This window comes from Paenibacillus sp. MMS20-IR301 (assembly GCF_032302195.1).
Taxonomy (GTDB): domain Bacteria; phylum Bacillota; class Bacilli; order Paenibacillales; family Paenibacillaceae; genus Paenibacillus_AQ.
This window is the reverse complement of the sequence record NZ_CP135275.1, coordinates 7,263,010-7,288,043: the sequence shown is the minus strand read 5'-3', so window position 1 is coordinate 7,288,043 and position 25,034 is coordinate 7,263,010. Positions and strand designations below refer to the sequence as shown.

Genomic DNA, 25,034 nt, shown 5'->3' with positions numbered 1-25,034 from the left:
GTACGGCTTATTACACACTAGGCAGAGCGGCAATAGCATCCTCAGGGGGGGCAGCTTTCTCTCAACAAAGAGAACCGCTGAGGGAGATTGACAAAAAGCTGGCCCCGGGACTATGCTGGGTTAAAATGTAAATACCAGATCGGAATCTATCCGGCAAACATTATGGTTTACTATGTATCTTATCGTTTAGAAACGGGGGCATTCTATGAAACTTACAGACAACCGCCTGGATCTGCGGCCGCTGGCTGCTGCTGAACTGGCCTTAGCTATAGAGAATTATGCAGAGCTGGAGCAGACGCTGGGCTTAAAGGTTACCACAAACGGGACACTGCTGGATGATGAAGAGATGCAGTACGTCATGCGGATACGGCGTACCAAAGTCCTGCAGGACGAGAAGAACTGCCCGTGGCTGACCAATTGGGCTATTATACACCGGGAAGAGCAGCGGATTATCGGCTTCCTCATCCTCAAAGGGACCCCGAATGAACAGGGCGAAGTTATCGTCGGATACGTCATCGATGAGCGGGATTGGGGCCAAGGTTATGCAACCGAAGCATTGCAGGGGATCAGCCGCTGGATCTTCAGCCACCCGGAAGCGCACTGGATCATAGCAGATACTGAGAAGGATAACATAGCCTCGCACCGCGTCCTGCAGCATCTGGGCGCTGAGCTGTACCGCGAGACTGAAGATCTCCTCTGGTGGAGGATTGCCCGGCCGGTGAAGGCTGGGTGATAGAAGCTCCAACCTCAGCTTCAGCTCCAGCTCAAGCACGCACGGAGGCCGGCTTAGTTAAGACGGTCTCCGTGCATAAACGGTGTGCAGCAGCCCCTTCCCGCTATACAGAAAAAACGCCGCCCCTCAGGGCAGCGTATCTTTAAGCTTGTCACCGGCTTCACGCAAGGACTGAAAGGTTCCCGCATCGCTCCACCAGCCCTTAAGCACATCATAGCTGAGCTTCCGGTCTGCGGCGTAAATATTGTTCACATCGGTAATTTCCAGCTCCCCCCGCTTGGAAGGCGAGATCCGGAGGATGATATCGAACACCGCCTCATCGTACATATAGATCCCGGTAACGCAGAACTTCGTCTTCGGATGCTCCGGCTTCTCTTCGATGTACGCTATGAGCGAGGAATCACTGCTGTCAAACACCGGGACCCCGTACCTCCGCGCATCATCGACCGGTTTCAGGAGCACCTTCGCCGTTCCTTCCGGCTGCTGCAGATAACTCTCCACATAAGGCTTCAGATCATCCATAAACAGATTGTCACCAAGCAGCACAACAAACCGTTCCCCCGGCAAAATAAATCCTTTCGCCAGCTCAAGCGCTTCGGCGATGCCTCCTGCGGCTTCCTGGATTTTGTAAGTCAGGGATACGCCGAATTCCGCCCCGCTGCCCAAAAAGTCGGTGTATTGCCCAGCAGACTGTTTGCTGATGACCAGGAGAATATCGGTTATACCCCCCCGGCGCAGCCGCTCAATACCATAGCACACCATAGGATATTTACCGACCGGAAGCAAATGTTTGTTCATAAGCCGGGTGAGCGGGTAAAGTCTTGTTCCTGTTCCGCCCGCGAGTATGACTCCTTTCACTTACTTTCCTCCCTTTTATCTGTGTCTTTAGCCTTCGGCCAGGTGCCTCAGATGAATATCGCAGGGTCCACATGCCATTTCTCGATAAAAACCCTGCGGTTACGCTCTACCAGTTCCTGTAGTGAAGCGGGATAAACCTCTTTAAAGCTGGCGCTGCCTTCATGGTGCACCAGGCAATCTCCGGCAATCAGCAGCCGGTAGCCCTGAAGCCGCGCGCGGTAGCAGTAATCATCATCCTCATAATGTCCCGGCGAGTACCGTTCATCCAGCAGGCCGATAGCATCCAGCAGTTGTCTTTTGAATAAAAAGCACAGCCCTACAAGCCTCCGGGTCTCTGACCATTTCGCCGCATCCGGGACATTGGCCCGGCCGGCTTCCGCATGATAACCCGCAATATCCGCATACCCGGTCTGCACCTGCTGCCGCCCGCTGGCATAATTGGTTACCGGCCCGACAATTCCGATATCCGGGGCGCTGTACAAGGCGCGCTTCAGGTTATCCAGCCATCCCTTCGACACAATAACATCGTTGTTCAGGAGCAGCAGCTCATCGCCTGCCGCAAGCGTCAGTCCCATATTACAGGCCAGCGGAAAGCCGCGGTTCTCCGGAAGCGAGATGAAGGTCAGCTTGCTGGCGCGGCAGTAGGCATCCGTACCGTCACTTGAACCATTATCAACCACAATAATTTCATAGGGCGAGCCCGTATGCTCCCGGATGGATTCAATACAGGAGCGCAGCAGCCCAAGCCTGTTATATGTTGGAATGATAATACTGGTCAGCGTCATAAAGCATTCCTCCAGGCTGCCAGCTGACGCCGCTGCTCCAGCAGATGGGCCTCGGAGAGCTGCACCCCGGTCCGGTGCTGTTCCAGAACCTGGACGAGAGCTTCCGCATGGTCACCGGCAATCAGCTGCTCCATAGCATTTCCGGTCCCCGTGTTGCCCTGGCGCAGCCGGTTATGCTTAATCACATCGACTGCACCCGCCTTCTCCACCCGCAGCTGTCTCAGGATTGAAATAGCCTGCGCTTTGGGCGGAACCATCAGCTCCCGGTAACCGATGACCTGCAGTGCCCTGCGGGACAAAGCGTGAGGTACAGCCGTCATGGAGCTGGCTCCGAGATCACTCCGGCCGAGGGCGCTGTTCAAATACAGCTTACAGCGGGTAACAGCATCACTCAGGCCGAAGGAAGGCAGAAGCGGGTCAAGGTTATTAAGCGCCACATCGACTCCGCCATCCACTGCCGTCACAAACCCTGCAAGCTGCCGGGCGGGAATACTCATATCGCCATCCAGAAAAAGCAGGATATCCCCCCGGCTGAGCTTGGCGCCGATCGACCGCCCTACATCATGTCCGGCAGACTCCGGAATATGAATAACGGTCGCCTGGCGGCACAGCCGGGTGCGCTGGAAGCTGCGGTCGTCGCAGCCGTTCAGCACTACGATAATTTCCAGCGGCTGGAGCAGCGTCACCTGCTCCAGCAGCTTCGGCAAGGTCCGTTCCTCGTTCCTTGCCGAGATAATTACCGACAAGGCGCCGCGCCTTGCCGGAAAGGCCAACACTGCCCGGCCGGATGCGGCAGCCTGCCGGGTCCGGGAGCGCAGCGGGCGGCCTGCCGCTGCCCGCTTGCTGCGGCTCCCGGCCGCCCGGCTGCCAACCGGCCGTCGGGCAGCCTGTTTCCGGACGGCCGGGCCTTTGCCGCCAGATCTTCTGTCTTGGGCCGGTGCGGCCGGCACTGTCCGGTATATCTTTGCCATCACTTGACCATCTCCCTTCGGCGGGTCCCGTCACTGAAGCCGGCACGCTGGCCCCGGCGCTCCAGCAGCAAGGCCACCGCCTCCAGATGGTCCAGGAGGATGACCTCCTTCAAGGGGTCACTGCCGCCTGACTTCCGGCGCACTGCATTCATCCTGCCCACGGGCACACCGCGCACCGCGGTCACCTGCAATCCGTCCAGTACAGCGCGGGCATGGGCCAGCGGGGGCCGGGACAGCAGGGGAGTACCCAGCATATCCAGTGCCCTGCGGCTGATCGCATGAGGAACAGCCGTCAGTGAACAGCCCTTCAGATCGGACCGTCCGAGCAGGAGATTCAGGACATGCTTGGATAACACTACCGGGTGCGGAATACTGCTGCGCACCGGACCGGAATAATCATTCAAGGCAATATCCGCACCGCCGCCGACCGCCTTTACAAACGGGCGCAGCTGCGGTGCGGGAATGACCAGATCTCCATCCGTAAACAGCAGGATCTCTCCTTTGGCCGCTGATGCACCGACACTTCGCCCGACATCATGTCCGAGCGGCTGTTCATACACTATTACATCCGCTCCCGCTGAGCGCGCAATGTCTGCCGTCCGGTCAGCAGAACCGTTTACAACCACAATAACCTCACAGCGGGGATGTACACCCCTGGCTCCGGCAATCACTCCTAATATCGTCCGTTCCTCATTCATAGCAGGAATGATGACCGACACATACGGCTCCGGATGATTCACCGCAGGCAGCGGCGCAGCAGACCGCACCGGCCGGATTATCGTCCGGGATCCCCGCCGCCCCGTGCGGCGGGCTGATGTTCGTTTATGCTTCATTGCTCATCCACCTTCCTTCCAGGGCTGCTTCCGGGCTGAGGGTTACAACACAGTCTATGTAATCGTCCGTCCCATGTAACGGCAAGTGTCTCCCCTGCCCTGCATAATTGGACAAATGCCGCCCGGGCATCTCTCTTCCTCTGCTCACATCCGCAGCGGGCTTGCCAGCCTTCCCCCGCAGCTGTGCTTATATCACAAGAAAAAAGCGCAGCCGACGGCTGCGCCAGATTCATATCATTCTTTCTTCCCGGCTTAATCAAAAGCGCGGCGTTCCGTAGAAGGCTTCACGAGCGGTGAACCGATGGCAATCCATGACAACACCCCGTAGAAATGCGGTGTATCACGCAGCCGGTTTACCTGGATGACTGCTTCACTGCCTGCTCTGCTTTTTAATGAAGCATGGAAGAACGGCTGGTTGGTCATGGCAACGAGCACATACCCGGTATGGCCGAAGCTTTCGTCAAAGGCTACCGTTACATCTACACTCTCCACGGTACCGGTGAACATAAACGCCGTCATGCCGAACTGCTGCAGCACCTCGCGGTTCCCCACGCTCTGTACCGGACTGAAGGACAGGTGCTCTGCAGTCAGCGAGCCCTGGGCAATATGCTCGCCGGTAACCGCACCGGATGCTATGTGATAGCCCTGCACGCTTTCTTCTTCCAGGTGGCGGGACTGCACAGCGAATGAGGTGATTTTGGAACCATCCACCGCTTCATCCTGAAGCTCCGCCGCTCCTACAGCTCCGGCTGCAAGCTGCTCTGTTCCAATGCTTCCTGCGGCTATTTGCGCTGAAGTTATACTGCCGTCCGGCAGCGCTCCGCTGCTGCGGGCCTCCTCCGCCAGATGTTCCAGCTTAATGCTGCCGGCACGCAGATGGCGCTCCTCAATTACTCCATCGGCCAGATGGCTCCCGTGAATACTTGCCGGCTGCAGATGCTCCGCACCCACCGCTTCTTCTGCCAGCTGGCTGCTGCTGATACTGCCGTCCGGAAGCTCTGTACTGCGGGCCTCTTCCGCCAGATGCGCAAGCGTGATACTGCCGGGCCGGACATGACGGCCCTCCACCGCGCTTGGGGCCAGATGTCCCCCATAGACACTCTCCGGCGCCAGATGGAAGGCATCTACTGCACCTTCTGCCAGCTTGCTGCTGCTGATACTGCCATCCGGAAGCTCTGTGCTGCGGGCCTCTTCCGCCAGATGCGCAAGCTTAATGCTGCCGGCACGCAGATGGCGCTCCTCAATCACTCCGTCCGCCAGATGCTCCTGCTTAATAACGCCGGCACGCAGATGACGCTCCTCAATTACTCCATCCGCCAGGTGGCCCTGCTTGATGCTGCCTGCACACAGATGACGCTCGCCGACAGCCTCATCCGCAAGATGGCTGCCGTGAATGCTCTCCGGCTGCAGGTGCTCGGCACTCACCGCTCCGGCAGCCAGCTTGCCGCTGCCGATGCTGCCGTCCGGCAGCTGTTCCGAGGTCAGCGTTCCCGGTGCCAGATGCTCAAGCACAATACTGCCGGGAGCGATATGACGGCCCTCTACTGCGCCTTCTGACAGATGTCCGCCATATACACTCTCTGGTGCCAGATGAACAGCGTCTACTGCACCTTCAGCCAGCTTGCTTCCGGCAATGCTGCCGTCCGGCAGCAGCTCTGCACTGCGGGTTTCTTGTGCCAGATGCGCGAGCGTGATGCTGCCGCTGCGCAGATGGCGCTGCTCAATAATCCCGTCGGCAAGATGGCTGCCGTGAATGCTCTCCGGCTGCAGATGCTCCGTGCTTACGGATACTCCGGCCAGCTTACTGCCGTGAATGCTGCCATCGGGCAACAGCTCCGCAGTCAGCGTCTCCAGCGCCAGATGCTCAAGCGTAATACTGCCGGGCCGGACATGACGGCTGCCGACCGCACCCTGTGCCAGATGTCCCCCATATACGCTGCCCGGTGCCAGATGGAAGGCATTCACAGCCCCCTCTGCCAGCTTGCTGCCGCTAATGCTGGCGTCCGGCAGCAGCTCTGCACTGCGGGTCTCTTCCGCCAGATGGGCAAGCGTGATACTGCCCTTGCGCAGATGCCGCTGCTCTACGGCACCCTCCGCCAGCTTGCTGCCTCCGATACTGCCGTCCGGCAGCAGCTCCGCGCTGCGGGTCTCTTCCGCCAGGTGCGCCAGCTTGATGATCCCCGCACGCAGATGTCTTTCCTGCACGCTGCCGCCGACGAGATGCTCACCGTAGATGCTCTCCGGCTGCAGATGCAAAGAATTCACTGCTCCGGCGGCCAGCATGTCGCCGCTGACACTGCCGTCCGCCAGCAGCTCAGCTGTCCATTCACCCTTCGCAAAATGCTGCAGCGAGAGGCTGCCGGCACGGATGTGGCGGCTGTCTACACTGTCCGCAGCCAGGTGGCTGCCTGATACACTTCCGGGGACCAGATGATCCGGGCCCACGGATTGTGCTGCCAGCTTCTGTCCGCCGATGCTGCCGTCCGGAAGCAGCTCTGCACTGCGCGTTTCGTCAGCCAGATGGGCCAGCGTAATTTCTCCGCTGCCGATATGAAGCCCGGTTACCGCCTCCGGCGTCAGATGAATGCCTTCGATGCTTGCCGGGGCCAGATGGCCGCCGTTCACCGCTCCTTCAGCCAGCTTATCGGCTCCGATGCTGCCGTCCGGGAGCAGGTCACTGCTTCGTACCTCTTCAGCCAGATGGGCCAGTGTAATCTCACCGTCTGCAATATGACGGCTTAACACTGCACCATCGGCCAGATGAGACCCTGCGATGCTTCCGGCAGACAGATGGCGCGAGGCAACTGCACCATCCGCCAGCTTGGCGGCACCGATGCTTCCATCCTGGATTTGAATGGAGGAGACGGAGCTCGGGATGATATGCCCGTTGCCGATTGACATCGGCCGGATATGGGCTCCGCCGACACTGCCCGGCGCGAGATGTCTGCCCTGCACCGCCGTATCCGCTATAGCCTGGGCAGTAATAGCCCCGGCAGAGACATGCTCCGTCTGCACGGCAAGCGCAGCCAGCTTCACACTCTCCACACTGCCGTCCGCCAGCTTGACAGAGGTAACCGCCAGATCTCCCAGCTTATCCGTTGAGACACTCTCCGGCGATAATTTCAATGAAGTGACGGCATGATCGGCCAGATGATGCGGCTGGACTGCGCCGGCAGCCAGATGAATCTCCTTGACCGCGCCAGTCGCCAGTTTATCCGCAGATACCGAGCCGGCCTGCAGGGCAGAGGCCGTCACACTGTTCTCACCCAGATGACGGCGCTCTATGGCTCCCGGAGCCAGATGCTCTGCATCTACTGCCGCTTCCTGGAGTACACGCCCGCTGATGCTTCCGTCCGAGAGATGCTTCTCTTCTACGGCACAGATAGCGATATGCTCACCGCTTACCGCTTCGCGGGCAAGCGCATTTCCGCCAACTGCTCCCGCTGCCAGCTTGGCGGAAATAACACTTCCGTCCGCCAGTTTAACAGAAGTGACACTGTGCGGGCTGAGATGCTCGCCGGTAACCGCCTCATAGGCCAGCTGGTTTTCTGTCACGGCACCTGCAGCCAGATGAGCAGTGAGTACAGCCTGCTCCTGAAGCTGTGCAGAACCAACTGAGGCTTCGGCCAGATGGGTATGATCAACAGACTCACGCTGTAAATGGGCCGAAGTGACTGCCTGCATCGCAAGCTGAGGCCCGCGGATAGCAGATTTGGCAATATGCCGTGTAGTCACTGCCTCATCGGCCAGCTTATGGGACAGAATGCTTTGGTCAGCAATTTTGGAGGAGGTTACTGCCTGTTCTACCAGCTGCGCAGTGCCTACCGCCCCTTCAGTCAGCTTCACGAAGGAAATGCTGCGGTCGGCCAGATGCCGCCCGTTAATCTCCCCCTCCGCAATATGGCCGGCATTGATGCTTTCCGGATTCAAGTGCTGGCTGCGTACTGCCTTGTCTCCAAGCTGCCGCGAGCCTACTGCACCGTCCCCGAGATGGGCGCTGTCAATAATACCGGGCTGAAGCTGCTCCTTGCCGATCAGCCGCGTAGCCAGCTGTTCCCGGCCGATTGCCCCCGGCGCCAGATGCTTGGCGGTAATAACACCGTCCCCCAGGTGGCGGCTCTCGATCACCCCATCGCTCAGCTTAGCGCTGCTGATTTCGCCATTGGCGATTTTGTCGCCGGACACCGCTTCATCCGCCAGTTTGGAGCGGTCCACGCTGCCATTGCCGAGATGGCGGCTGAGTATGCTGCTGCTGAGAATTTTCTCGCCTGTAACCGCGCCTTCCTCCAGCAGATCGCTGGTAATGATGAACTCGCTGAGATGACGGCTGGATATTGCCCCGTCTGCGATCTGTCCTCCGCCGATGATCCGGTCAGCCAGCTTCTCCGGTCCGATGCTGCCGTTTTTAAGCTTTTCACCGCCGATGGAATGATCCAGCAGCTTGCCGCCGCTGATGCTGCTCTCCGCCAGATGCTCGCCGGAGACGGACTCCGGGGCAATCTTCGCCGAAGTCACTGCCTTATCCGCAATATTAATGCTCTGCACGGCATAATCCTGCAGCCAGGGCGTGCCGATACTGCCGAACTTCAGCTTGGAGCCGTCAATGGTACGCGGCGCAATTTTGGCACCGGTGACAGCTGCATCGGAGATATCATCGGTGTATACCGGCTGAAGTCGTTCCTTTTCCACAGGAGCGGGCACCGGGGCGGGCACTGTTGTCTGGATCAGAGTCACTTCTTCTTCCGGCAGGGAAGGCCCTTCGGCCGCCGCTTCTGCTACAGTTTCCTGTTCCGGCTGTGTTTGCGGGGCCGCTTCTGCTGCTTCCAGCGTGCCTACACCGCTAACCTGTATCGTTTCTTCTTTCGCAGCTGCCGCCTGAGCTGCAGCGGCTTCTGTACTCTCAAGTATTTTGGGACTGCTTCTCAGCATGCTAAGTTCTGTCTTATTGGGATCATCCACATAATAAAGCCGTTTCTTGGCATTGGCATTGCGCTGCTGATTTTTTCTGGAGCTCTTCACAAGCAGTCTCCTCCTTCCATCTGTTGTTTCTTCTAGGCATCATATGCAGTGGAATAGGCGGATGACACCATTTGCCCGGGTGATCTCCCTACAAAATCAGGCTTTAGCCCTGCGGATTACTCAGCAGCTTTGCGGGACCACAATTGTATAAATTCTGATCTTTCTAAAAAAAGGGCATCTGCCGCCGCGCATCCGTCCATCCCCCGGCAGCACGTACAAACATACAATGACAGGAGACGGGAAGCAGGCGGGAAGCCACTTACAGATAACGGGAGGAACGAACATGGGGCAAAAGCTCGTTGGAATACTGCTAAATGCCGCTGTGCACGGGGGCGTTCCCCGGTTAAAAACCGGACAGGAATCTCTGGCCAATTATGAAGAGGCCGCCGCCGCATACGGACTAACCCCTTGCTATTTGAAGCTGTCCGACATCGATACGCAGACCGGCTACAGCAGGGCCTATATAAAGGGTACTCAAGGATACAAGAAGGTGGTCATCCCGACACCGGAGGTTATTCATAACCGGGCTATCTATGATCCGGGCAGCAGCGGGACAGAGCGGCTGCTCCGGCAAGGAATTCAGGTATACAATATCTGCAACCGCTACGGCAAGGACCAGATACAGGGTCTTCTGGAGCGGAGCCCGGAACTGCGTATGCATCTGCCCGCTACAAAATCCGGCCTCTCCGGGCTGCGGGAGATGATGGAGAGCTGCCAGGACCTCATCCTCAAGCCTTGCCGGGGAAGCGTCGGTAACGGGGTAATGCGGCTGAAGCGCAGCAGCACGCGCCGCTGGAAGCTCAGCTATTCCCCTTCCGGCTCCAAACGCTGGTTCACCATTCCTGTGGACCGCGAGGTTCTCCCCGGCGCACTGCGCGCAAGGCTCACCTCGGTGCCTTATCTGGTGCAGGAGCGAATACCGCTGGCCGAGATCAGCGGACGCCCTTTCGACCTGCGCGTTAGTGTGCAGCGCGGCTGGGGCGGAGAGTGGCAGGTGACCGGCATGTTCGCCAAGCTGGCTGCGCGGGGCGGCTTCGTCTCGAATATTGCCAGAGGCGGTGAAGCACTGAATTCCTCCTTCGCCCTGGAGCAGGCGTTTCCAGGGGAGGCGGCAGCACAGCTGCGCATGTCCGTTCTTACCCTGAGCCTCGCAGTTGCCCGGGAACTGGAGCAGAGCCTCCCGGGGCTGGCCGACATCGGGCTGGACATCGGCATTACGGACACAGGCCGCCTTTTTTTCATCGAATGTAACGGCCGCGACCAGCGCTACGGCTTCCGCAAAGCCGGACTTGACGGGCTCTGGAAAGACAGCTACCGCCGGCCCATGGGTTATGCCAGGTACTTGTATGAAGCTGCCGCAATGCATAACTCTTATTGATTTGTCTCCTATTCTATGTCAATATAATGCAGAGCGGGTGGAGGTCCCTGGCACAGGAACCGTACCCCTGCATGATGGAAGGGAGATGGGCATGGTTAAACAATTGCTGCGGCTGATGACCGAGCTATCCTCATACAGATGGCTGTCCCGGTTAATGGGTGCTTTTGCCCACAGCAGAATCAGCCGTTTTATGATCCCGGTATTTATTCGTTCTTACCATATTCCGGCCGCTGAGGCGGAGAAAACTGCCGGAGAATACCGTACACTTAATGAATTCTTCAGCCGCCGCCTGAAGCCGGGAATGCGCCCGGTCGCAAGCGGTGACCACACTGTAGCAAGTCCTGTGGATGCTATGATTACTGCGATGGGCGAGATTAACTGCGGTACGATCATGAATGTGAAGGGGCAGGATTACACCCTGGAAGAGCTGCTCAATCATTCACCTCACCTCGAGCTGTATAAGAAGGGCTACTTTTTCGTCCTTTACCTGAGTCCGACCGATTATCACCGGATTCATTCACCGTTGACCGGCCAGCTGAGAGAGAGTGATTATATCCGCGGACGCGCCTATCCCGTGAATGATTTCGGAATGCGGAACATGAAGACTGTACTAAGCCGCAACGAACGGCTGATTACTTATATTGCCGGCAGCTGCGGAGAAGCAGCCGTAGTCAAGGTTGGCGCAATGAATGTGAGCAGCATCCGCTATACGGATGAAGCTGCCCGGGAGTGGCAGCGGGGTGACGATCTGGCCTATTTCGAATTCGGCTCCACCGTAGTCCTGTTACTGGAGAGCGGAACCTTTACACCGGCTCCCGGCCTTAAAGCAGATACCAAGGTGAAGATGGGCAGTCTGCTGGGGGAAATGCGGCGGGCTACTTAAGAGACTAGCCGTATCCCGTTTCAGACGAATCCACATAAGATGAAACCATAGGAAAGACAAAACCCCGCTTAAGGACACGTGAGTGTACCTTAAGCGGGGTTTTTATTATATACCAGCCATAGCACATTGGAATGCACCCTGAGCCAAATTATTTTTTAGTATATGGCGTTACCCCCGTTGTGTACAGGCTATCCATCAGCTTGAAAAATTCTTCCGGCGGTAAATCCTTCTCCCGCTGAAGCCAAAGCCGGAATAAAGAAAGCGATGTGGAGATGTGAAACTCAATTAAGTATGGCGTGATGGGATCATTTTGCGGAAAGTTCAATGCCAGGCTATCCAGGGTCATTTCTCTTTTCAGGTGTTCCAGAAAACGGATGCTCCCATAATCGCCCAAAAGGGCCTGCAGCGCCGAGAAATGTTCTTTATCCTCCAGACAATGAAGCGCATTCTGCACCGTGTAGGTTGACAGCTCTTTATCCGCCAAACCTTCTTTGATGTAGTTCAATAAATCATTTTCAACAAAGTCCAGCAAATCGTAGATATCCGTAAAGTATTGATAAAATGTGCTGCGGTTATACCCCGACTTATTCGCAATCTCTTGAATCGAGATTTTTTCGATCGGCTTTTGACTATATAACTCACAAAAAACACCTATAAAAATCCGTCTTGTTTTATCCGTAATTTCGGGCTGCTTTTTCATTGTATACTCCTATGCAAACAAGGATACCATCCGACAAATCCTGAGAATCTGCTGGTTGATGAAGGGATAGTAAAGCTTTATGATCACATCATACAACACGTTGTCTGATAGTCAAGAGAAAAGAAGAAAACACAGGGGTGATTTTCATGTCAGGGAAACAGCAGCGGATTTTAATTTTTGGCGCAGGTGTGATAGGGAGCGCATACGCAATCAAATTCATGGAGGCAGGGACTGACGTCACCCTGTTTGCACGTTCCGGCAGATTTAGAACATTGCAGGAAAAGGGCCTGCAGTATAACGACAAAGGTACGGTTAAATCTTTGAAAGTAAAGGTTATTGATACACTTGAAAATGATGATGTATATGATTTTATTTTCGTTACCGTGCGTTACGATCAAGCCGGATCCGCATTGCCAGCGCTAAAAGACAATCAGAGCAAAACCATTGTTACAATGACTAATAATTCAATCGGCTTCTCTGCGTGGCAGGACATTGTGGGAAACAGGCTGTTACCGGCTTTTCCGGGTGCCGGCGGACAGATTAAAAAGGAGGTTTTGTATGCCCGGTTTCCGCCAAAGTTTCTGGTGGCTACTGTGTTTGGTGAAGTAAACGGTGTAGTGACAGAACGTGTAGAAAACCTCACAAAATTATTTAGAACAGCAGAGCTCCCCTGCTCAATTCATAAGGATATGAAGGCGTATCTAATCACACATTCAGTATCGGACATTGCACTCGTTGGCAGTTTACATGCTGGACATAAGATCATTGACGAAAAAACAGCCAGAACCCGGAAAACGGCACACCAAATCACAGTCACTTTAAAAACGTATTTAAAGAAAATTCAAAAGGCGGGCGTTGCCATTAATCCATCTGTATTCAAATTTGTGCTTCTATGTCCAAACCTGATTCTGGATTTGTTCTTTATGATATGGCTGCGGACTAATATGGTTAAGGATATGCTTCTGCCGGCTTATGCGAATAATGCAAACAAGGAAATTGTGCAGCTTAATAAGGATCTATCGAAATTTTTAAGCCAAAATGGGGTCACGTAAATATCCAAAAGCCCTGCAGATCATTCTGCAGGGCTGAATCGCAAATCACTGGAACCGCGGGCAGCTACTCCGTGACCTTGCTCTGATTGGCCACCTCACGGGCTTTCTCCTGTACCTCTTCCGGTTCGCCGAGATAGAAGCGGCTGATCGGCTTCACATCATCGTCCAGCTTATAAACCAGCGGAACACCGGTCGGAATGTTGAGATCAAGCAGCTCGGTCTCATCCATATCCTCCATGTACTTGATCAGCGCCCGCAGCGTGTTGCCGTGCGCCGAGATCAGCACCCGCTCCTTCTTGCGGATCAGCGGCACAATCCGGTTGCCCCAGAAATCTCCGACCCGGTGCACCGTATCCTCCAGACTCTCCCCGCGCGGAATATCGCCGGGGCGGACTTCCTTATAGCGTATATCATGGCGGGCATAACGCGGATCATCCGGTGTAAGCAGCGGCGGACGGACGGACAGGCTGCGGCGCCAGATATGGAGCTGCTCCTCGCCGTATTTTAACGCGGTATCCGACTTGCTCAGTCCCTGCAGCGCACCGTAATGGCGCTCATTCAGCTTCCATGATTTCTGCACCGGTATCCACAGCAGATCCATTTCATCCAGCACATAATTCAGTGTCTTGATGGAACGCTTCAGCACGGAGGCGAAAGCCAGGTCGAACGTATACCCCGCATCCTTCAGCAGCTTGCCTGCTTTCTTGGCCTCTTCCACACCCTTGTCCGTCAGATCGGGATCACTCCAGCCCGTAAACAGATTCTGCCGGTTGTATTCACTCTCTCCATGCCGTATCAGTACTATTTCGTACATAAGCTATCTCCCTCTCCCGCATGTGTATTTAGCTGCTTCATACTTATATTTTGTCACAGCCGGGCTTCCGCTTCAACTTCAGGGGGTCTCAGCGGATCTCCGACGGGCTTTTGCCGGTGTGCTGCTTGAACTGGCGGCTGAAGAAGAAGATATCCCGGTAGCCAAGCGCATCCGCCACCTCGGTCACATTCATGCCTGCATACAGCAGCAGATGCTGAGCCCGTTCAATCCGGGTGCGGATGACATAGGACTGGACCGATGAGCCGGTAATCTCCTTAAACTTGATCGAGAAGTAACGCGGCGACAGTCCGGCGCGGGCGGCCAGATCCTCTACCCGGTGCGCCGCACCGGGATGCTGGCTGACATAGTTGGCGACCTCATGAATCACCTCAGCCAGCTGGTTGCTGACATGCCGCTCGACCGGCATGACCTGATCCTGCCGCAGCAGATGGATCATCAGCTGCTTCAGAATCAGGCGGCCCTCCTCCTCAGCGGCATAGGTCTGCACAAGGAACAGCCTGACGTAACGGGCCAGCAGATGCTCGAACTCTACAGTCTCGCTCAGCTCATGGTAAGGCGCCGGAATATCCGTCACCTCTTCGGCAACATCGAAGTGAATATATGTAAGGACAAGCGGTTTTTGCGGATTGTGGGTAGCGCTGGTATGGTCACCCGGACGGAACAGGAAGCAGTTTCCCTTGCCAACCTGATACGGAACGCCATTGCGTACAACGGTCCCCTCCCCGCTCCACACATAGAACAAATCATAATTTTGCAGCGGCTTCTCCCGTTTCTGCCATTTCCAGCCCGGTTCACAGACAATCTTCGCCAGTGCAGGCAGAATGACAAACGAGGATGGCGATGCATGCAGCATACGTTTCCCTCCTATAACTATTATGAGCGTAGCCTCCGGGAGTATTGTGTGCACAATCTGCCGCGGAAACAGCATATGATTAATGCGTAACAGAGCATTTCACGGTAAGCCTGCGGATTATTCCTTTTTCCCCGTTAAGTATACACGTTATGCTTACCTTTCATAATACCTTGTCAGGTTCCCGTTTGTACATCTTCCCCGCCGCATCCGCAGATGCTAAAGTATAGTTAATTAAACAGGAATGGCGGGAAGCAGATGGACTGTCTCTATCACTATTATGATGAATCTACCGGGCCTTTCCGGAATCTCTCGGACCTCGCCCCCGCAGCCGCAGAGTCGGTGCTGAGCGGTATCCGGGAGCAGAATAAAGGCTTTGCGAGCAAGCGCTCTCCGGACTATCTGGAGATCCGCCGGGGGCTGGAGGAACGCGCCAGAGCCATGTTCATTGCCAAAGGCGGCCGGCCGCTCCGGCAGCAGCCGCATTATATGACCTTCGGCAGCTGCCCCTGGCTGCTGGACTGGTATCCGGATGGCCGCGTGCTGAAGATTCCGGTAACGGCCTTTTCCCCGGAGCGGATCAGCTTTACCTACGGCGACCTCTTCCCCACTATGCGTTACCCGGACGGCAAGCCTTACAGGGGCCAGGTATATACGCTGGAGGAAATCCGCGGCCTCATCCGGGAATACGGGCTGCCGCAGCACTGGAACGCCACCGGCGCCTTCGGCCCCGAGCGTTATATAGAGGTTCAGGTCTGGGAGGAGCCTCCGGCCCCTTCCAAAACATTTTATGAAAACGAGGCTTTCCTCAGTGACGGCGGCAGTGCACGGTGATATAATGTTAGGCAATGTTAGCGTATATATCCCAGAAGAATACCGGAAGGATGAAACTGATGAATCCACTGGCTGGACAATTGAACGACAGCATCAAGGCAGGCAATGAACATGTGTATGATATGCTCTCTAATCTCGGCAAGGCCATCTATTTCCCCAAAGAGGGAATTCTGAGCCAATCCGCAGAAGCAACAGCTCATGCCAAGAAGTACAATGCAACAATCGGTATTGCCACCGAGAAGGGCATTCCGATGCATCTTGGTGTGATCCAGGATAAGCTTTCCGCTTACAGCCCCAAGGACCTCTACGGCTATGCGCCTCCGGCAGGCAAACCTGAGCTGCGCACCGTATGGCGGGAGAAGATGCTGCGCGAGAACCCGTCGCTTGAAGGCAAATCCTTCAGTAATCCTGTTGTAACGAATGCCCTGACCCACGGGCTTAGCATAGTTGCCGATTTGTTCGCGGAACAAGGCGATGCTGTCATCTATCCGGACAAAAACTGGGAGAATTACGAGCTGACCTTCGGAATCCGCCGTTTGACTGAAACTGTGAATTACCCGCTGTTCGCCGAGGATCAAAGCTTCAACAGCGACGGCCTGCTGGATGCGCTGCTGTCCCAGAAGGACCGCGGCAAAGCGATTGTCCTGCTTAACTTCCCGAATAACCCGACCGGCTATACACCGGGTGCCCAGGAAGGCGACGCTATCGTGGCTGCCATTCTGCGTGCCGCCGAAGAAGGCATTAATGTCGTGGTGGTCAGCGATGATGCTTATTTCGGACTCTTTTTCGAGGATTCCCTGAAGGAATCGCTGTTCGGCAAGCTGGCCGGTCTGCACCCGCGCGTGCTGGCGGTCAAGATTGACGGAGCCACCAAAGAGGAATTTGTCTGGGGCTTCCGCGTCGGCTTCATCACTTATGCTTCCGAGAACAAGGAGCTGCTGGCTGCCCTGGAGCAGAAAACACTCGGCATTATCCGGGCCACCATCTCCAGCGGAGCACATCCGTCACAGACCTTTGTCCTCGATGCCCTGAAAGCGCCGGAGTTCGCCGCGCAGAAGGAAGAGAAATTCCAGATCATGAAGGGCCGGGCCAACAAAGTGAAGGCGCTGCTGGACAGCGGCAAATACGGCGACGATGTCTGGACCTACTATCCGTTCAACTCCGGGTACTTCATGTGCCTGAAGCTGCTTACCGTACCGGCTGAAGATTTGCGGCTTCACCTGATTCATACTTACGGCCTCGGCACCATCGCCCTCGGCGAGAGCGATCTGCGCGTGGCCTTCTCCTGTATCGAGGAGGACCAGCTGGAGGATCTGTTCGATCTGATCTATGCCGGCATCCGTGATCTGGAGAAAGCCTGATTCTGTATAGAGTGCAAGTAAGCTGTAAATTGTAAGCTGAAGAGTACACCTATTCTTTATCGTACCCTGACAATAAAGCCGGTCAAGCAGACACTTGGCCGGCTTCTTCATGCATCAGCAGAGGTTTACTGCGGCGCTTCAGCCGGTAGCTGATTGCGGTAACCGCGAAGGCGGCCAGGGCAATCGCAGCGGCCGTCCAGAATAATGCGGATAAGCCGCTCGTGGCCACTACGAAGCCTCCGATGGCTGACCCGCCTGCGATTCCCGTATTGGCTGCCACCGGATTCAGTGAAGCGGCAAAATCCCGGGCCTCAGCAGATTGCTCTACAGCCAGCTCAATCAGGTATAGCTGTGCAGTAACATTCAGAATATTGGACATGCACGCGCTGAGTATCAGAAAGATTACCCCGAGAACGGGAACAGGTGCAGCAAAGAAGAACAGGATGTAGACACCCATCTGAATCAGAAAGGCAATTCTTAATTTGCCCAGAGCATTACCGGAAGCAATTCTGCCGCCGATCCATGTACTGAATATAGTAGCAAGGCCATATCCAAGCAGAATCCAGCTTACCGAGGTCACGGGAATCGACATTACTTTATCCATTACCGGTCTTATATACGTATAGATGCTGAACACCGCCCCAGTCCCGAATACCGGAATCAGAAAAGCGAGCAGAATACGGCCGTTCGTTAACAGGCTTAGCTGCTTCTTCAGGGAGCCCTTGCGGTTCTGCAGATGGGCGGGAATGACAAACAGATTAAACACAAAGGCTAACCCGCCGAGCAATGCCGTTAAAATAAAGGCAGCCTGCCATTCAAAATGCTGGCCTACAAAGGTGCCGACAGGTACACCGAGTACATTAGCGACTCCGAACCCCCCAAGAATATAAGAGACGGAACGCCCCTGGCGGGCAGGAGTCACAATTTCACTTACCACCGACAAGGAAAGAGAGATGGCTAGTCCGCACAGCACGGCGGTGACGACCCGGGTAAATAACATCATTCCGTAAGTTCCTGAAGCTGCACTTAACAGGTTAAACAGAATAATCAGACAAATGGCCGCCAGAATCGTCTGTTTCTTCGGAAACCGGGCTATAAGCACCATCAGCACTGGCGTTCCGGCTGCATAAGCGATGGCAAACCCCGAAACAAGGCTGCCTGCAACCGCCAGTGTGATCTGCAAAGAAGCCGCAATTTCGGACAGCAAGCCGACGATGATATACTCAGTTGTTCCCAGTACAAAGGCCATAAATGTAAAAGCAAAAACCAGACCGCGTTCGTTTACTGTTTTCATGTTTCATTTTCTCCATTATCCTATTTTTGAATTAATTTTATAAATAAACCCTCCGGGCAACAATAAAGGTTATTGCTGCCTTTGAGCAAATAATGATATATATTGCGGAACTAAAGATGAAAGCAGGATTGACATGAAGGATAGCGCGGATTCACTGATGAACTTAAATACGGGGGCATTCAACTGCCAGTTAATCTACGCAGGTACAGTGAGGGATAATCCGGAATGGAAATTTGCGCTTCACAAGCACGATGATCTGCACGAGATTATTTACATTGAAGACGGGGAAGGCTTCTTTGTCATTGACGGCAAGGAGTATACTGCGCGAAAAGGGGATATTCTCATCTATAATCAGGGCATTCTGCATCAGGAGCAGTCCAATCCCGAAGATCCGCTGGTCACCTACTCCTGCGGTTTCCGCTTCCTCCCCCCGGTGTCGGAGCAGCGGGATTGGCTCATACCCAGAGAGCGGGAGCCTGTAATCCGTCCTAATTATTTCTCAGAGGAGTTCTCGGTGCTGATGAAAGCCCTGTTCAATGAATTCTCCCTGCGGAACAGAGGGTATCAGCTGATCTCCCAGCATTTGCTGGAAGCTATCCTGCTGCTGCTTGAACGAATGATTTTCTTGCAGAACCGGACGGAGAAAGAGCAGAAAGCTTCATTAGCCAGCGAAATTAAAGAATATTTAGATATCCATTACAGAAAAAAGCTGACTCTTACCGGTCTGGCACAGCTATTTCACATTGACTCCTATTACCTGGTCCACATGTTTAAGAATAACTTTGGTATCGCCCCCATCAGTTATTTAATTCAGCGCCGGATGGGAGAAGCGATGAGGCTGATTGCTACAACGGATAAGAAGATCTGGGAGGTAGCCAAGCTGGTCGGATACGACAATCCCAACTACTTCTCTATTTTGTTCACCAGAGTGATCGGAATCTCCCCCAGCAAATTTCGTAATAGTCATACGCCTGGTATATACAACAAGGAATGACGCAAATAATCAGCTCCGGACGGCCGGGCTGATTTTTTTTGCCCTGCTGTATGGCAATGGCCTATACACGTTGTTCCCTCCGCACATACAATACGATGTACTCAAGTACAACAAACACAAACGCGAAAGGGGAATGAACATGAGCGAAGAAGTTAGAGGCGGATACGGATACGGTCCATTCACAAGTACTGGTGCGATTCTGGTTCTCTTTATCCTGCTGGTTATCATCAGCCGTTCACTCTTTGTCTAACCGGGACCTGAGTTGTCCGGAGGGAGCCCCGCGCTCTCTCCCCACTCCCCGAGTTACAGCATTCCCTGCTCCATGCGGCATTCGTAAGGGCCGTTAGCGCCCTGTAAAATACCCCCGCAAAACATAAATGACCTCAAGCACCGCGCCAGGCGGAGTTTGAGGTCATTTGTTTGCGGATGCTACAGGTCATCCTCATCCAGCTGCGCGTCCTTGCGCGTGGAGTAGGCCCGGAACAGATAGGCCAGCAGGAACCCGCAGGCAAATGTTCCGAGCACCGGCAACGGCCGGCTGCCGAGCTGAAGCAGAAGCGGCAGGCCGGTCAGCAGGGCCAGCACCAGCTGGGCCCGGTAAATAAACCGGATCGTCCCCTTGCTCCGGCTGCCCTCCGGCAGCGGGTACACCGTCAGCCAGAAGGACTCACTGTGCAGCTTGCGCAGCGCTGACAGCTGCACGCCCATCAGGAAGAGGAAGAATATATAGATACCGCTGCCGGTGTAGCTGGCCTGGTTCCACCAGACGAGAAACAGGTCCAGAACGGCTATCCGCAGCACGATGCCGAAGATGTCGCCGCGGGCGAAGCTCTTGGTCAGGAGGAAGCGGTAAGCGCTGCTGCGCTGCCAGGCAATTCCGCGTCCCCACTTAGACAGGTAACGCCGGGCGTAGACCCGCTGCTCCCGTCCCGGAACATCGACGAACCAGCCGAGCACCATCAGCGCCCGTGTTCCCTGATTCTTCTCCATAGTGATCAGGCGTTCCCACGGAACGGAATGCCGGCCGGGAACAGCCAGTGCCACCCAGTAGGCTGCTCCCAGAATTAAGCTGAAGAGGATAGCCCGGAGCGAAGGCTGCCAGATCCAGGCGGCAATCATCAGGGCACCCACGGCCCAGCGCAGCAGCTGGTAGCCTGCGGCAGCCGGACGGGAGAGCATCGCCGTCTCCCGCCATAACCCGTAGCTGGCAAGCAGCTTGACCAGGATCAGGACCAGCAGCGAAGCCAGCAGTCCCTTATGGGCATCGTCCGTGCGTATGTACAGCGGCCATAACGTAATGAGTACAAAAGCCAGCCGCAGAATCTTCCACACATTGCCGCTGATCCAGGACGGGGCGAAATACTCCTTCATCCGGTGGCCCTGCGGCAGCAGGAAGATCGTATCCGGCGTCTGCAGATAAGTCCGGAAGCTGCTGTGCACCGCCGCAGGCACCAGCAGAACAAGCATGATCCAGCGGATCGGAATCCCTGCCGGAATATCGCGCAGCAGTGAAGTGTACCAGGCGGAGAAGATGATCAGCACCAGCAGGAACACCATCGCTACACCACTCTGGATGATATACCCCATATAGGGAATCAGGCTTCCTGTGAACCGGCTGCGCCGCTGCCGGCGCAGCTCCTTCAAATCCATATCATTTCCCTCCCTGAACCAGTTCATAGAACAGCTGCTCCAAATTGAGGCCCTGCAGCCCGGCCTTTGCGGTCATCTCGGCGAGGGTTCCCTCCGCGATGACCATTCCGCGGTGCAGGACAATGAACCGGTCACAGTAGTTCTCGATGGTAGAGAGGATATGTGAGCTGAGCAGGATCGACGCCCCGGATTTCTTCAGATCAAGCATGAAATCAAGCAGTGACCGGATGCCCAGCGGATCAAGCCCCAGAAACGGCTCATCGATTACATATAACGCCGGACGGGCCACGAAGGCGCACATAATCATCACCTTCTGCTTCATGCCCTTGGATAAATGGGAGGACAGGGTATCCATCTTGTCTTCCATGTTAAAGAGTGCGGCCAGCTGGCCGGTGCGCGATTCATAATCGCTGCGCTCCACGCCGTAGGCTCTGGCAGTGAATTCAACATGCTCCCGGACGGTCATCTCTTCATAGAGCAGAGGTGATTCCGGCACGAAGGTTAATGCGCTGTGATAGCTCTCGGGATCGCTGCTGCGCGTCTTGCCCTGGACGGTGATCTCGCCCTTATGCGGGGACATCAGTCCAAGAATATGCTTCATGGTGGTGCTTTTGCCCGCACCATTCAGTCCGATCAGCCCGACCATTTCGCCGGGCTGCACCTGCAGGCCGATGTCATGAAGCACCGGCTTGTTCAGGCTGTAGCCTCCGCTTAAGCCCGTAATTTGCAATACGGGAGCTGTATTCATTGACCGTCACCTCTCGGGGTTTTGTTCTTGAGCCATTTCGGGGCTCCCTTGTTCTTGCGGTCCTTATCCCGCTCGCTGCTGCTGCGGGCCTTGCCGGCCGGAGCCGCGCTGCGCGTGCCGGCGGCGATGCCCGGGCGGTGCTGCGGCTCACGCCGCGCGCCGCCGTTACCGCCGGCAGCCGCTGCGCCCGGCTGCGGTGCCGGAGCTGCGCCGCTGCTCCCCCGGCTGTGCCAGCCGCCGAGGTCCGCGCCTGCGGCTTGCCGCTGCGCGGCGCAGCTTCGCTGCCGCGCGGGGCAGTGCCTTCGCGGCGGGCTGCTCCCCCGCCGCCGCGGTATTCACCGCGCTCACTCTCCGTGAGCGCTTTGCCGAAGGCCATCTCCCGCTCGTCCAGCTGGATATCCAGCTCGCGGGCGAATTTGCGCATGATGAACGTCTGCTGCTCCGTAACAATCGTTACGGACAGCCCGCGTTTGCCCATGCGCCCCGTCCGTCCGGCACGGTGGACATAGTGCTCGGAGTCAAAGGCCGGATCGAAGCTGACGACAAGCGTCAGATTCTCAATGTCGAGGCCCCTGGCCGCCACATCGCTGGCGACCAGCACCTTGATCTTGCCGTCCCGGAAGCGGGCCAGCACGTTCGCCCGCGTAACCTTATCGGCATCACCGTACAGCGCTGCGGCCGGAAGGCCGAGATGGTTCAGCTTGGCCGTCACTTCGGCAATATCGTCGGTGGCATTCACGAACACAATCGACCGCTCCGGCTTGTAGTGGCGGATGACCCGGCGCAGCATATCGATTTTGTTCCGTTCCTCAGCCACCACATAGTGATGCTCAAGCGTATGCGCGGTCATCATGCCGGGATCAATGCCCACCTCCGCTGGATTCTTCATCTCCCGGTTTGCCAGCAGCCTAGTCTCCGGTCCGATGGTGGCCGACAGCATGACCAGCTGGCGGGTACGCAGTGCACTGCTGACAATCTTCGTTACTTCACCGGCGCCGCTCAGCTGGAACATCTGATCCGCTTCATCCAGCACGATCGTCGTCACCTCATGCATCTTCAGCTTGCGCAGGCCGATCAGCTCCCGGATGCGTCCCGGTGTGCCGACAACGAGCTGGGGATGCTCGCGCAGCTTATCAATCTGGCGTTTGACTGCGGCTCCGCCTATCAGCCCCATCGCTTTGATTCCCCGGTGCTCCCCGTAGCGCTCGGCTTCGCGGAGAATCTGCATCGCCAGCTCCTGGGTCGGAGCCAGCACCAGCTTCTGCAGCGATTTCTGCTCCGGATTGATCCCTTGCAGCAGCGGCAGCAGGTAAGCGAGCGTTTTGCCTGTTCCTGTCTGGGAGGCGGCCAGCACATCTCTGCCCGCCAGCAGAAGCGGGATCGTCTGCTCCTGGACCGGGGATGGTTCGGTGATGCCGAATTCAGACAATCGGGCAACAAGATCTTCCTGAATGCCGATGGCTGCAAAAGAAGCTTTATTCATAATAGTAGTTCATCCTTTTCGCTTAAGATAATATGTTCATTATATGCCAAAAAGGCCTCTCCACCAAATGGAAGGCCGCAAATTCCAATTTTCAAGCCATAAAGTCCTATGCAGCTTGCCTGCTTACACCTATTTCCTGTTCATAGCGTTATAGGTCAGCTTATCCGCGAGACGCGGGAACAGTCCGTACAGCCGGATCCCGAAGCCGGCCAGGCGGGGAAGATCGACTTCCTCCTTGCCCTTTTCCATCAGCTGCACAATCTTTGCAGAGACATACTGCGGAGTCATCATGATCCGGCTTACGCTTTTCTCATAGTTGCCAGAAGGATCGGCGGTCTTGAAAAATTCGGTAGCGATAGGTCCGGGGTTAACGGCGGAGACAATAATTCCGCTCTTGCGGAGCTCCTGGCGAAGCGCATTGGTGAAGCCGAGGACCGCATGTTTGGTAGCCGTATAGGCAACCGAGCGGGCTGTGCCGATTTTGCCGGCCATGGAGGCCACATTTACAATCTGACCCTTGCCGCGTTCCAGCATATGCGGAACTACCGCCTTCGTGCAGCGGACGATTCCCATATAGTTCACATCCATCATATCCGCGAATTCCCCGGATTCCATCTCGGTGAAACCGGCAAACTTGCCGTATCCGGCATTGTTAAGCAGAATATCGATTCTTCCGTAGCGGGCAACAATCGACTTGAATACACCGTCAACCGCCGCTTCATCCGTCACATCACAGACGAACAGCCCGTATTCGCCCGGAATTCCGGCAGCCGTCTCCTGCAGCCTGTCTTCCGAACGGGCCAGCAGAATGGGGATAGCCCCACGCTGGCTGAGCATCTGCGCCGTTAGGGCACCGATTCCGCTCGAAGCTCCTGTAATCACAACCACTTTACCCTGTAGTGCCATGAAATCTTCTCAGCTCCTGATTATCCGCCTATGAGATCATAACCTGAATATCCAGCTCACCGATACCTTCCATCAGCAGCGGAATGCTCAGCGCCTTGCGCGGCAGTACAGACATGCCCTCTGTCTTCACCAGCTTCGGCGGGGTAATGTCTACCGACACCCCTTGATTGGAAAGGATAGTACTGGCGTTGCCGCTGATCATATTGCCCAGCTCAGAAATTGCACTCTGGCCCATCTCATCCATTTCGGTAATGGCATAGCCGCCCATCATCGCCGAAACCATCTTAAGCGCCACCTGTTCGGCTATTCCGAAAATAATATTCCCGCTGAGCTGACCTGTCATTCCCACCTGTATCCATATATGATTATCGATCAGTTCAATATCCTTAACTCCCAGCATACCGGTGGATGGCGAGACTTGAATCACCTGTTCAATTACAATTCGCGCAGACTCTAGAAACGGATTAATTACTTCTGCTTTCATGAAAGTGCTGTCCCCCCTTGACCAGGCTTTAGTCATACACCAAAAGTCCTAAGCAATAATGATTAATTATACTTCATATATCGGCATTATTCACCAAAAATTAATGGTCTTGTCGAATGATTTCACAAGATAGTTTGGACGGCTGCATTGCCCTCCCGGGAGTAATCTCCTATAATTTAATAAAATACCGACATGAAGCGTAAGTTATATAGCGCACAACCCTCGGGTACAGCACTCATTGACACTCACTTTCCCTATTCCCTGCCCATCGTCCGCAGTACCGGCTCCAACCTTCTGAAGCAGGCCCATGCACAAACATCCTCTTTAAAACAGCTGCTTTGATCAGCATATACAAATATACGGCGGCACCATCCGGTAGCCAT

22 protein-coding genes are annotated in these 25,034 nt (G+C 55.5%); 8 read left to right on the top strand and 14 right to left on the bottom strand.

Going from position 1 to position 25,034, the window contains the following annotated elements; translation table 11 throughout:
• The first annotated feature begins 205 nt into the window (after positions 1–205).
• Entirely contained in the window at positions 206–733 is a 528-nt protein-coding gene (locus tag LOS79_RS31330) for a GNAT family N-acetyltransferase (RefSeq protein ID WP_315414887.1), read from the top strand.
• A 126-nt stretch (positions 734–859) separates the two neighbouring features.
• Here the strand turns inward: LOS79_RS31330 and LOS79_RS31325 are convergent, their stop codons facing one another.
• From LOS79_RS31325 to LOS79_RS31305, 5 genes are all read right to left on the bottom strand, one after another.
• The gene (locus LOS79_RS31325; protein WP_315414885.1) at positions 860–1,591 is read right to left on the bottom strand and encodes a sugar phosphate nucleotidyltransferase; all 732 of its coding nucleotides are present in this window, start codon (positions 1,589–1,591) and stop codon (positions 860–862) included.
• Between the two features lie 47 nt (positions 1,592–1,638).
• On the bottom strand, positions 1,639–2,376 hold the full coding sequence (locus LOS79_RS31320; protein ID WP_315414884.1) for a glycosyltransferase family 2 protein: 738 nt from the start codon (positions 2,374–2,376) through the stop codon (positions 1,639–1,641).
• Positions 2,373–3,347: a glycosyltransferase family 2 protein gene (locus LOS79_RS31315; protein ID WP_315422546.1), complete on the bottom strand. Its 975-nt coding sequence runs from the start codon at positions 3,345–3,347 to the stop codon at positions 2,373–2,375. The genes LOS79_RS31320 and LOS79_RS31315 overlap by 4 nt, the downstream gene beginning before the upstream one ends.
• A complete protein-coding gene (locus tag LOS79_RS31310; RefSeq protein ID WP_315414881.1) occupies positions 3,347–4,180 on the bottom strand; it encodes a glycosyltransferase family 2 protein in 834 nt (277 codons plus the stop codon). Before LOS79_RS31310 ends, LOS79_RS31315 begins: the two co-directional genes overlap by 1 nt.
• 252 nt (positions 4,181–4,432) lie before the next feature.
• Positions 4,433–9,199 (bottom strand): WIAG-tail domain, encoded by a 4,767-nt coding sequence (locus LOS79_RS31305; protein WP_315414879.1) that lies wholly within the window; start codon positions 9,197–9,199, stop codon positions 4,433–4,435.
• Positions 9,200–9,482: 283 nt separating this feature from the next.
• On the opposite strand from LOS79_RS31305, the gene LOS79_RS31300 reads away from it, so the two are divergent.
• Together LOS79_RS31300 and asd are read left to right on the top strand one after the other, a co-directional pair.
• A complete protein-coding gene (locus LOS79_RS31300; protein ID WP_315414878.1) occupies positions 9,483–10,577 on the top strand; it encodes a YheC/YheD family endospore coat-associated protein in 1,095 nt (364 codons plus the stop codon).
• 91 nt (positions 10,578–10,668) lie between these two features.
• Positions 10,669–11,460: an archaetidylserine decarboxylase gene (gene asd, locus LOS79_RS31295; RefSeq protein ID WP_315414876.1), complete on the top strand. Its 792-nt coding sequence runs from the start codon at positions 10,669–10,671 to the stop codon at positions 11,458–11,460.
• Between the two features lie 148 nt (positions 11,461–11,608).
• Here the strand turns inward: asd and LOS79_RS31290 are convergent, their stop codons facing one another.
• Positions 11,609–12,160, bottom strand: coding sequence for a TetR/AcrR family transcriptional regulator (locus LOS79_RS31290; RefSeq protein ID WP_315414874.1), 552 nt, complete (start codon positions 12,158–12,160; stop codon positions 11,609–11,611).
• Positions 12,161–12,306: 146 nt separating this feature from the next.
• On the opposite strand from LOS79_RS31290, the gene LOS79_RS31285 reads away from it, so the two are divergent.
• Positions 12,307–13,212 carry a ketopantoate reductase family protein gene (locus LOS79_RS31285; protein WP_315414872.1) on the top strand — a complete coding sequence of 302 codons (906 nt, stop codon included), beginning with the start codon at positions 12,307–12,309 and terminating at the stop codon, positions 13,210–13,212.
• 64 nt (positions 13,213–13,276) lie between these two features.
• On the opposite strand, the gene gpmA is transcribed toward LOS79_RS31285, so the two are convergent.
• Both gpmA and LOS79_RS31275 read right to left on the bottom strand, forming a co-directional pair.
• Positions 13,277–14,026, bottom strand: a complete 750-nt coding sequence (gpmA, locus tag LOS79_RS31280) for a 2,3-diphosphoglycerate-dependent phosphoglycerate mutase (protein WP_315414871.1) — start codon at positions 14,024–14,026, stop codon at positions 13,277–13,279.
• Between the two features lie 88 nt (positions 14,027–14,114).
• Positions 14,115–14,900 carry a helix-turn-helix domain-containing protein gene (locus LOS79_RS31275; RefSeq protein WP_315414870.1) on the bottom strand — a complete coding sequence of 262 codons (786 nt, stop codon included), beginning with the start codon at positions 14,898–14,900 and terminating at the stop codon, positions 14,115–14,117.
• A gap of 255 nt (positions 14,901–15,155) precedes the next feature.
• Here LOS79_RS31275 and LOS79_RS31270 point away from each other — a divergent pair, with 255 nt between their 5' ends.
• Positions 15,156–15,731: a hypothetical protein gene (locus tag LOS79_RS31270; RefSeq protein ID WP_315414868.1), complete on the top strand. Its 576-nt coding sequence runs from the start codon at positions 15,156–15,158 to the stop codon at positions 15,729–15,731.
• 59 nt (positions 15,732–15,790) lie between these two features.
• A complete protein-coding gene (locus LOS79_RS31265) occupies positions 15,791–17,092 on the top strand; it encodes an aminotransferase class I/II-fold pyridoxal phosphate-dependent enzyme (protein WP_315414867.1) in 1,302 nt (433 codons plus the stop codon).
• A gap of 82 nt (positions 17,093–17,174) precedes the next feature.
• On the opposite strand, the gene LOS79_RS31260 is transcribed toward LOS79_RS31265, so the two are convergent.
• Positions 17,175–18,386, bottom strand: a complete 1,212-nt coding sequence (locus LOS79_RS31260; protein ID WP_315414866.1) for an MFS transporter — start codon at positions 18,384–18,386, stop codon at positions 17,175–17,177.
• Between the two features lie 133 nt (positions 18,387–18,519).
• Here LOS79_RS31260 and LOS79_RS31255 point away from each other — a divergent pair, with 133 nt between their 5' ends.
• A complete protein-coding gene (locus tag LOS79_RS31255; protein WP_315414865.1) occupies positions 18,520–19,380 on the top strand; it encodes a helix-turn-helix transcriptional regulator in 861 nt (286 codons plus the stop codon).
• Positions 19,381–19,519: 139 nt separating this feature from the next.
• Complete coding sequence (locus tag LOS79_RS31250) at positions 19,520–19,630, top strand: YjcZ family sporulation protein (RefSeq protein WP_238652264.1); 111 nt, start codon at positions 19,520–19,522, stop codon at positions 19,628–19,630.
• Positions 19,631–19,809: 179 nt separating this feature from the next.
• Here the strand turns inward: LOS79_RS31250 and LOS79_RS31245 are convergent, their stop codons facing one another.
• From LOS79_RS31245 to LOS79_RS31225, 5 genes are all read right to left on the bottom strand, one after another.
• Positions 19,810–21,030, bottom strand: coding sequence for an ABC transporter permease (locus LOS79_RS31245; RefSeq protein ID WP_315414862.1), 1,221 nt, complete (start codon positions 21,028–21,030; stop codon positions 19,810–19,812).
• A 1-nt stretch (position 21,031) separates the two neighbouring features.
• The gene (locus tag LOS79_RS31240) at positions 21,032–21,778 is read right to left on the bottom strand and encodes an ABC transporter ATP-binding protein (protein WP_315414861.1); all 747 of its coding nucleotides are present in this window, start codon (positions 21,776–21,778) and stop codon (positions 21,032–21,034) included.
• The gene (locus LOS79_RS31235; RefSeq protein ID WP_315414860.1) at positions 21,705–23,261 is read right to left on the bottom strand and encodes a DEAD/DEAH box helicase; all 1,557 of its coding nucleotides are present in this window, start codon (positions 23,259–23,261) and stop codon (positions 21,705–21,707) included. The genes LOS79_RS31240 and LOS79_RS31235 overlap by 74 nt, the downstream gene beginning before the upstream one ends.
• Positions 23,262–23,390: 129 nt before the next feature.
• Positions 23,391–24,167 carry an SDR family NAD(P)-dependent oxidoreductase gene (locus LOS79_RS31230; protein WP_315414859.1) on the bottom strand — a complete coding sequence of 259 codons (777 nt, stop codon included), beginning with the start codon at positions 24,165–24,167 and terminating at the stop codon, positions 23,391–23,393.
• A gap of 28 nt (positions 24,168–24,195) precedes the next feature.
• The gene (locus tag LOS79_RS31225; RefSeq protein ID WP_315414858.1) at positions 24,196–24,651 is read right to left on the bottom strand and encodes a chemotaxis protein CheX; all 456 of its coding nucleotides are present in this window, start codon (positions 24,649–24,651) and stop codon (positions 24,196–24,198) included.
• Between the last annotated feature and the right edge of the window lie 383 nt (positions 24,652–25,034).

Coding starts and splice junctions, on each gene's coding strand:
- asd (WP_315414876.1), top strand. CDS start 10,669: ATGGTTAAACAATTGCTGCGGCTGATGACCGAGCTATCCTCATACAGA.
- LOS79_RS31250 (WP_238652264.1), top strand. CDS start 19,520: ATGAGCGAAGAAGTTAGAGGCGGATACGGATACGGTCCATTCACAAGT.
- LOS79_RS31330 (WP_315414887.1), top strand. CDS start 206: ATGAAACTTACAGACAACCGCCTGGATCTGCGGCCGCTGGCTGCTGCT.
- LOS79_RS31320 (WP_315414884.1), bottom strand. CDS start 2,376: ATGACGCTGACCAGTATTATCATTCCAACATATAACAGGCTTGGGCTG.
- LOS79_RS31315 (WP_315422546.1), bottom strand. CDS start 3,347: ATGGCAAAGATATACCGGACAGTGCCGGCCGCACCGGCCCAAGACAGA.
- LOS79_RS31265 (WP_315414867.1), top strand. CDS start 15,791: ATGAATCCACTGGCTGGACAATTGAACGACAGCATCAAGGCAGGCAAT.
- LOS79_RS31310 (WP_315414881.1), bottom strand. CDS start 4,180: ATGAAGCATAAACGAACATCAGCCCGCCGCACGGGGCGGCGGGGATCC.
- LOS79_RS31260 (WP_315414866.1), bottom strand. CDS start 18,386: ATGAAAACAGTAAACGAACGCGGTCTGGTTTTTGCTTTTACATTTATG.
- LOS79_RS31225 (WP_315414858.1), bottom strand. CDS start 24,651: ATGAAAGCAGAAGTAATTAATCCGTTTCTAGAGTCTGCGCGAATTGTA.
- LOS79_RS31255 (WP_315414865.1), top strand. CDS start 18,520: ATGAAGGATAGCGCGGATTCACTGATGAACTTAAATACGGGGGCATTC.
- LOS79_RS31235 (WP_315414860.1), bottom strand. CDS start 23,261: ATGAATAAAGCTTCTTTTGCAGCCATCGGCATTCAGGAAGATCTTGTT.
- LOS79_RS31275 (WP_315414870.1), bottom strand. CDS start 14,900: ATGCTGCATGCATCGCCATCCTCGTTTGTCATTCTGCCTGCACTGGCG.
- LOS79_RS31270 (WP_315414868.1), top strand. CDS start 15,156: ATGGACTGTCTCTATCACTATTATGATGAATCTACCGGGCCTTTCCGG.
- LOS79_RS31240 (WP_315414861.1), bottom strand. CDS start 21,778: ATGAATACAGCTCCCGTATTGCAAATTACGGGCTTAAGCGGAGGCTAC.
- LOS79_RS31290 (WP_315414874.1), bottom strand. CDS start 12,160: ATGAAAAAGCAGCCCGAAATTACGGATAAAACAAGACGGATTTTTATA.
- gpmA (WP_315414871.1), bottom strand. CDS start 14,026: ATGTACGAAATAGTACTGATACGGCATGGAGAGAGTGAATACAACCGG.
- LOS79_RS31285 (WP_315414872.1), top strand. CDS start 12,307: ATGTCAGGGAAACAGCAGCGGATTTTAATTTTTGGCGCAGGTGTGATA.
- LOS79_RS31230 (WP_315414859.1), bottom strand. CDS start 24,167: ATGGCACTACAGGGTAAAGTGGTTGTGATTACAGGAGCTTCGAGCGGA.
- LOS79_RS31300 (WP_315414878.1), top strand. CDS start 9,483: ATGGGGCAAAAGCTCGTTGGAATACTGCTAAATGCCGCTGTGCACGGG.
- LOS79_RS31245 (WP_315414862.1), bottom strand. CDS start 21,030: ATGGATTTGAAGGAGCTGCGCCGGCAGCGGCGCAGCCGGTTCACAGGA.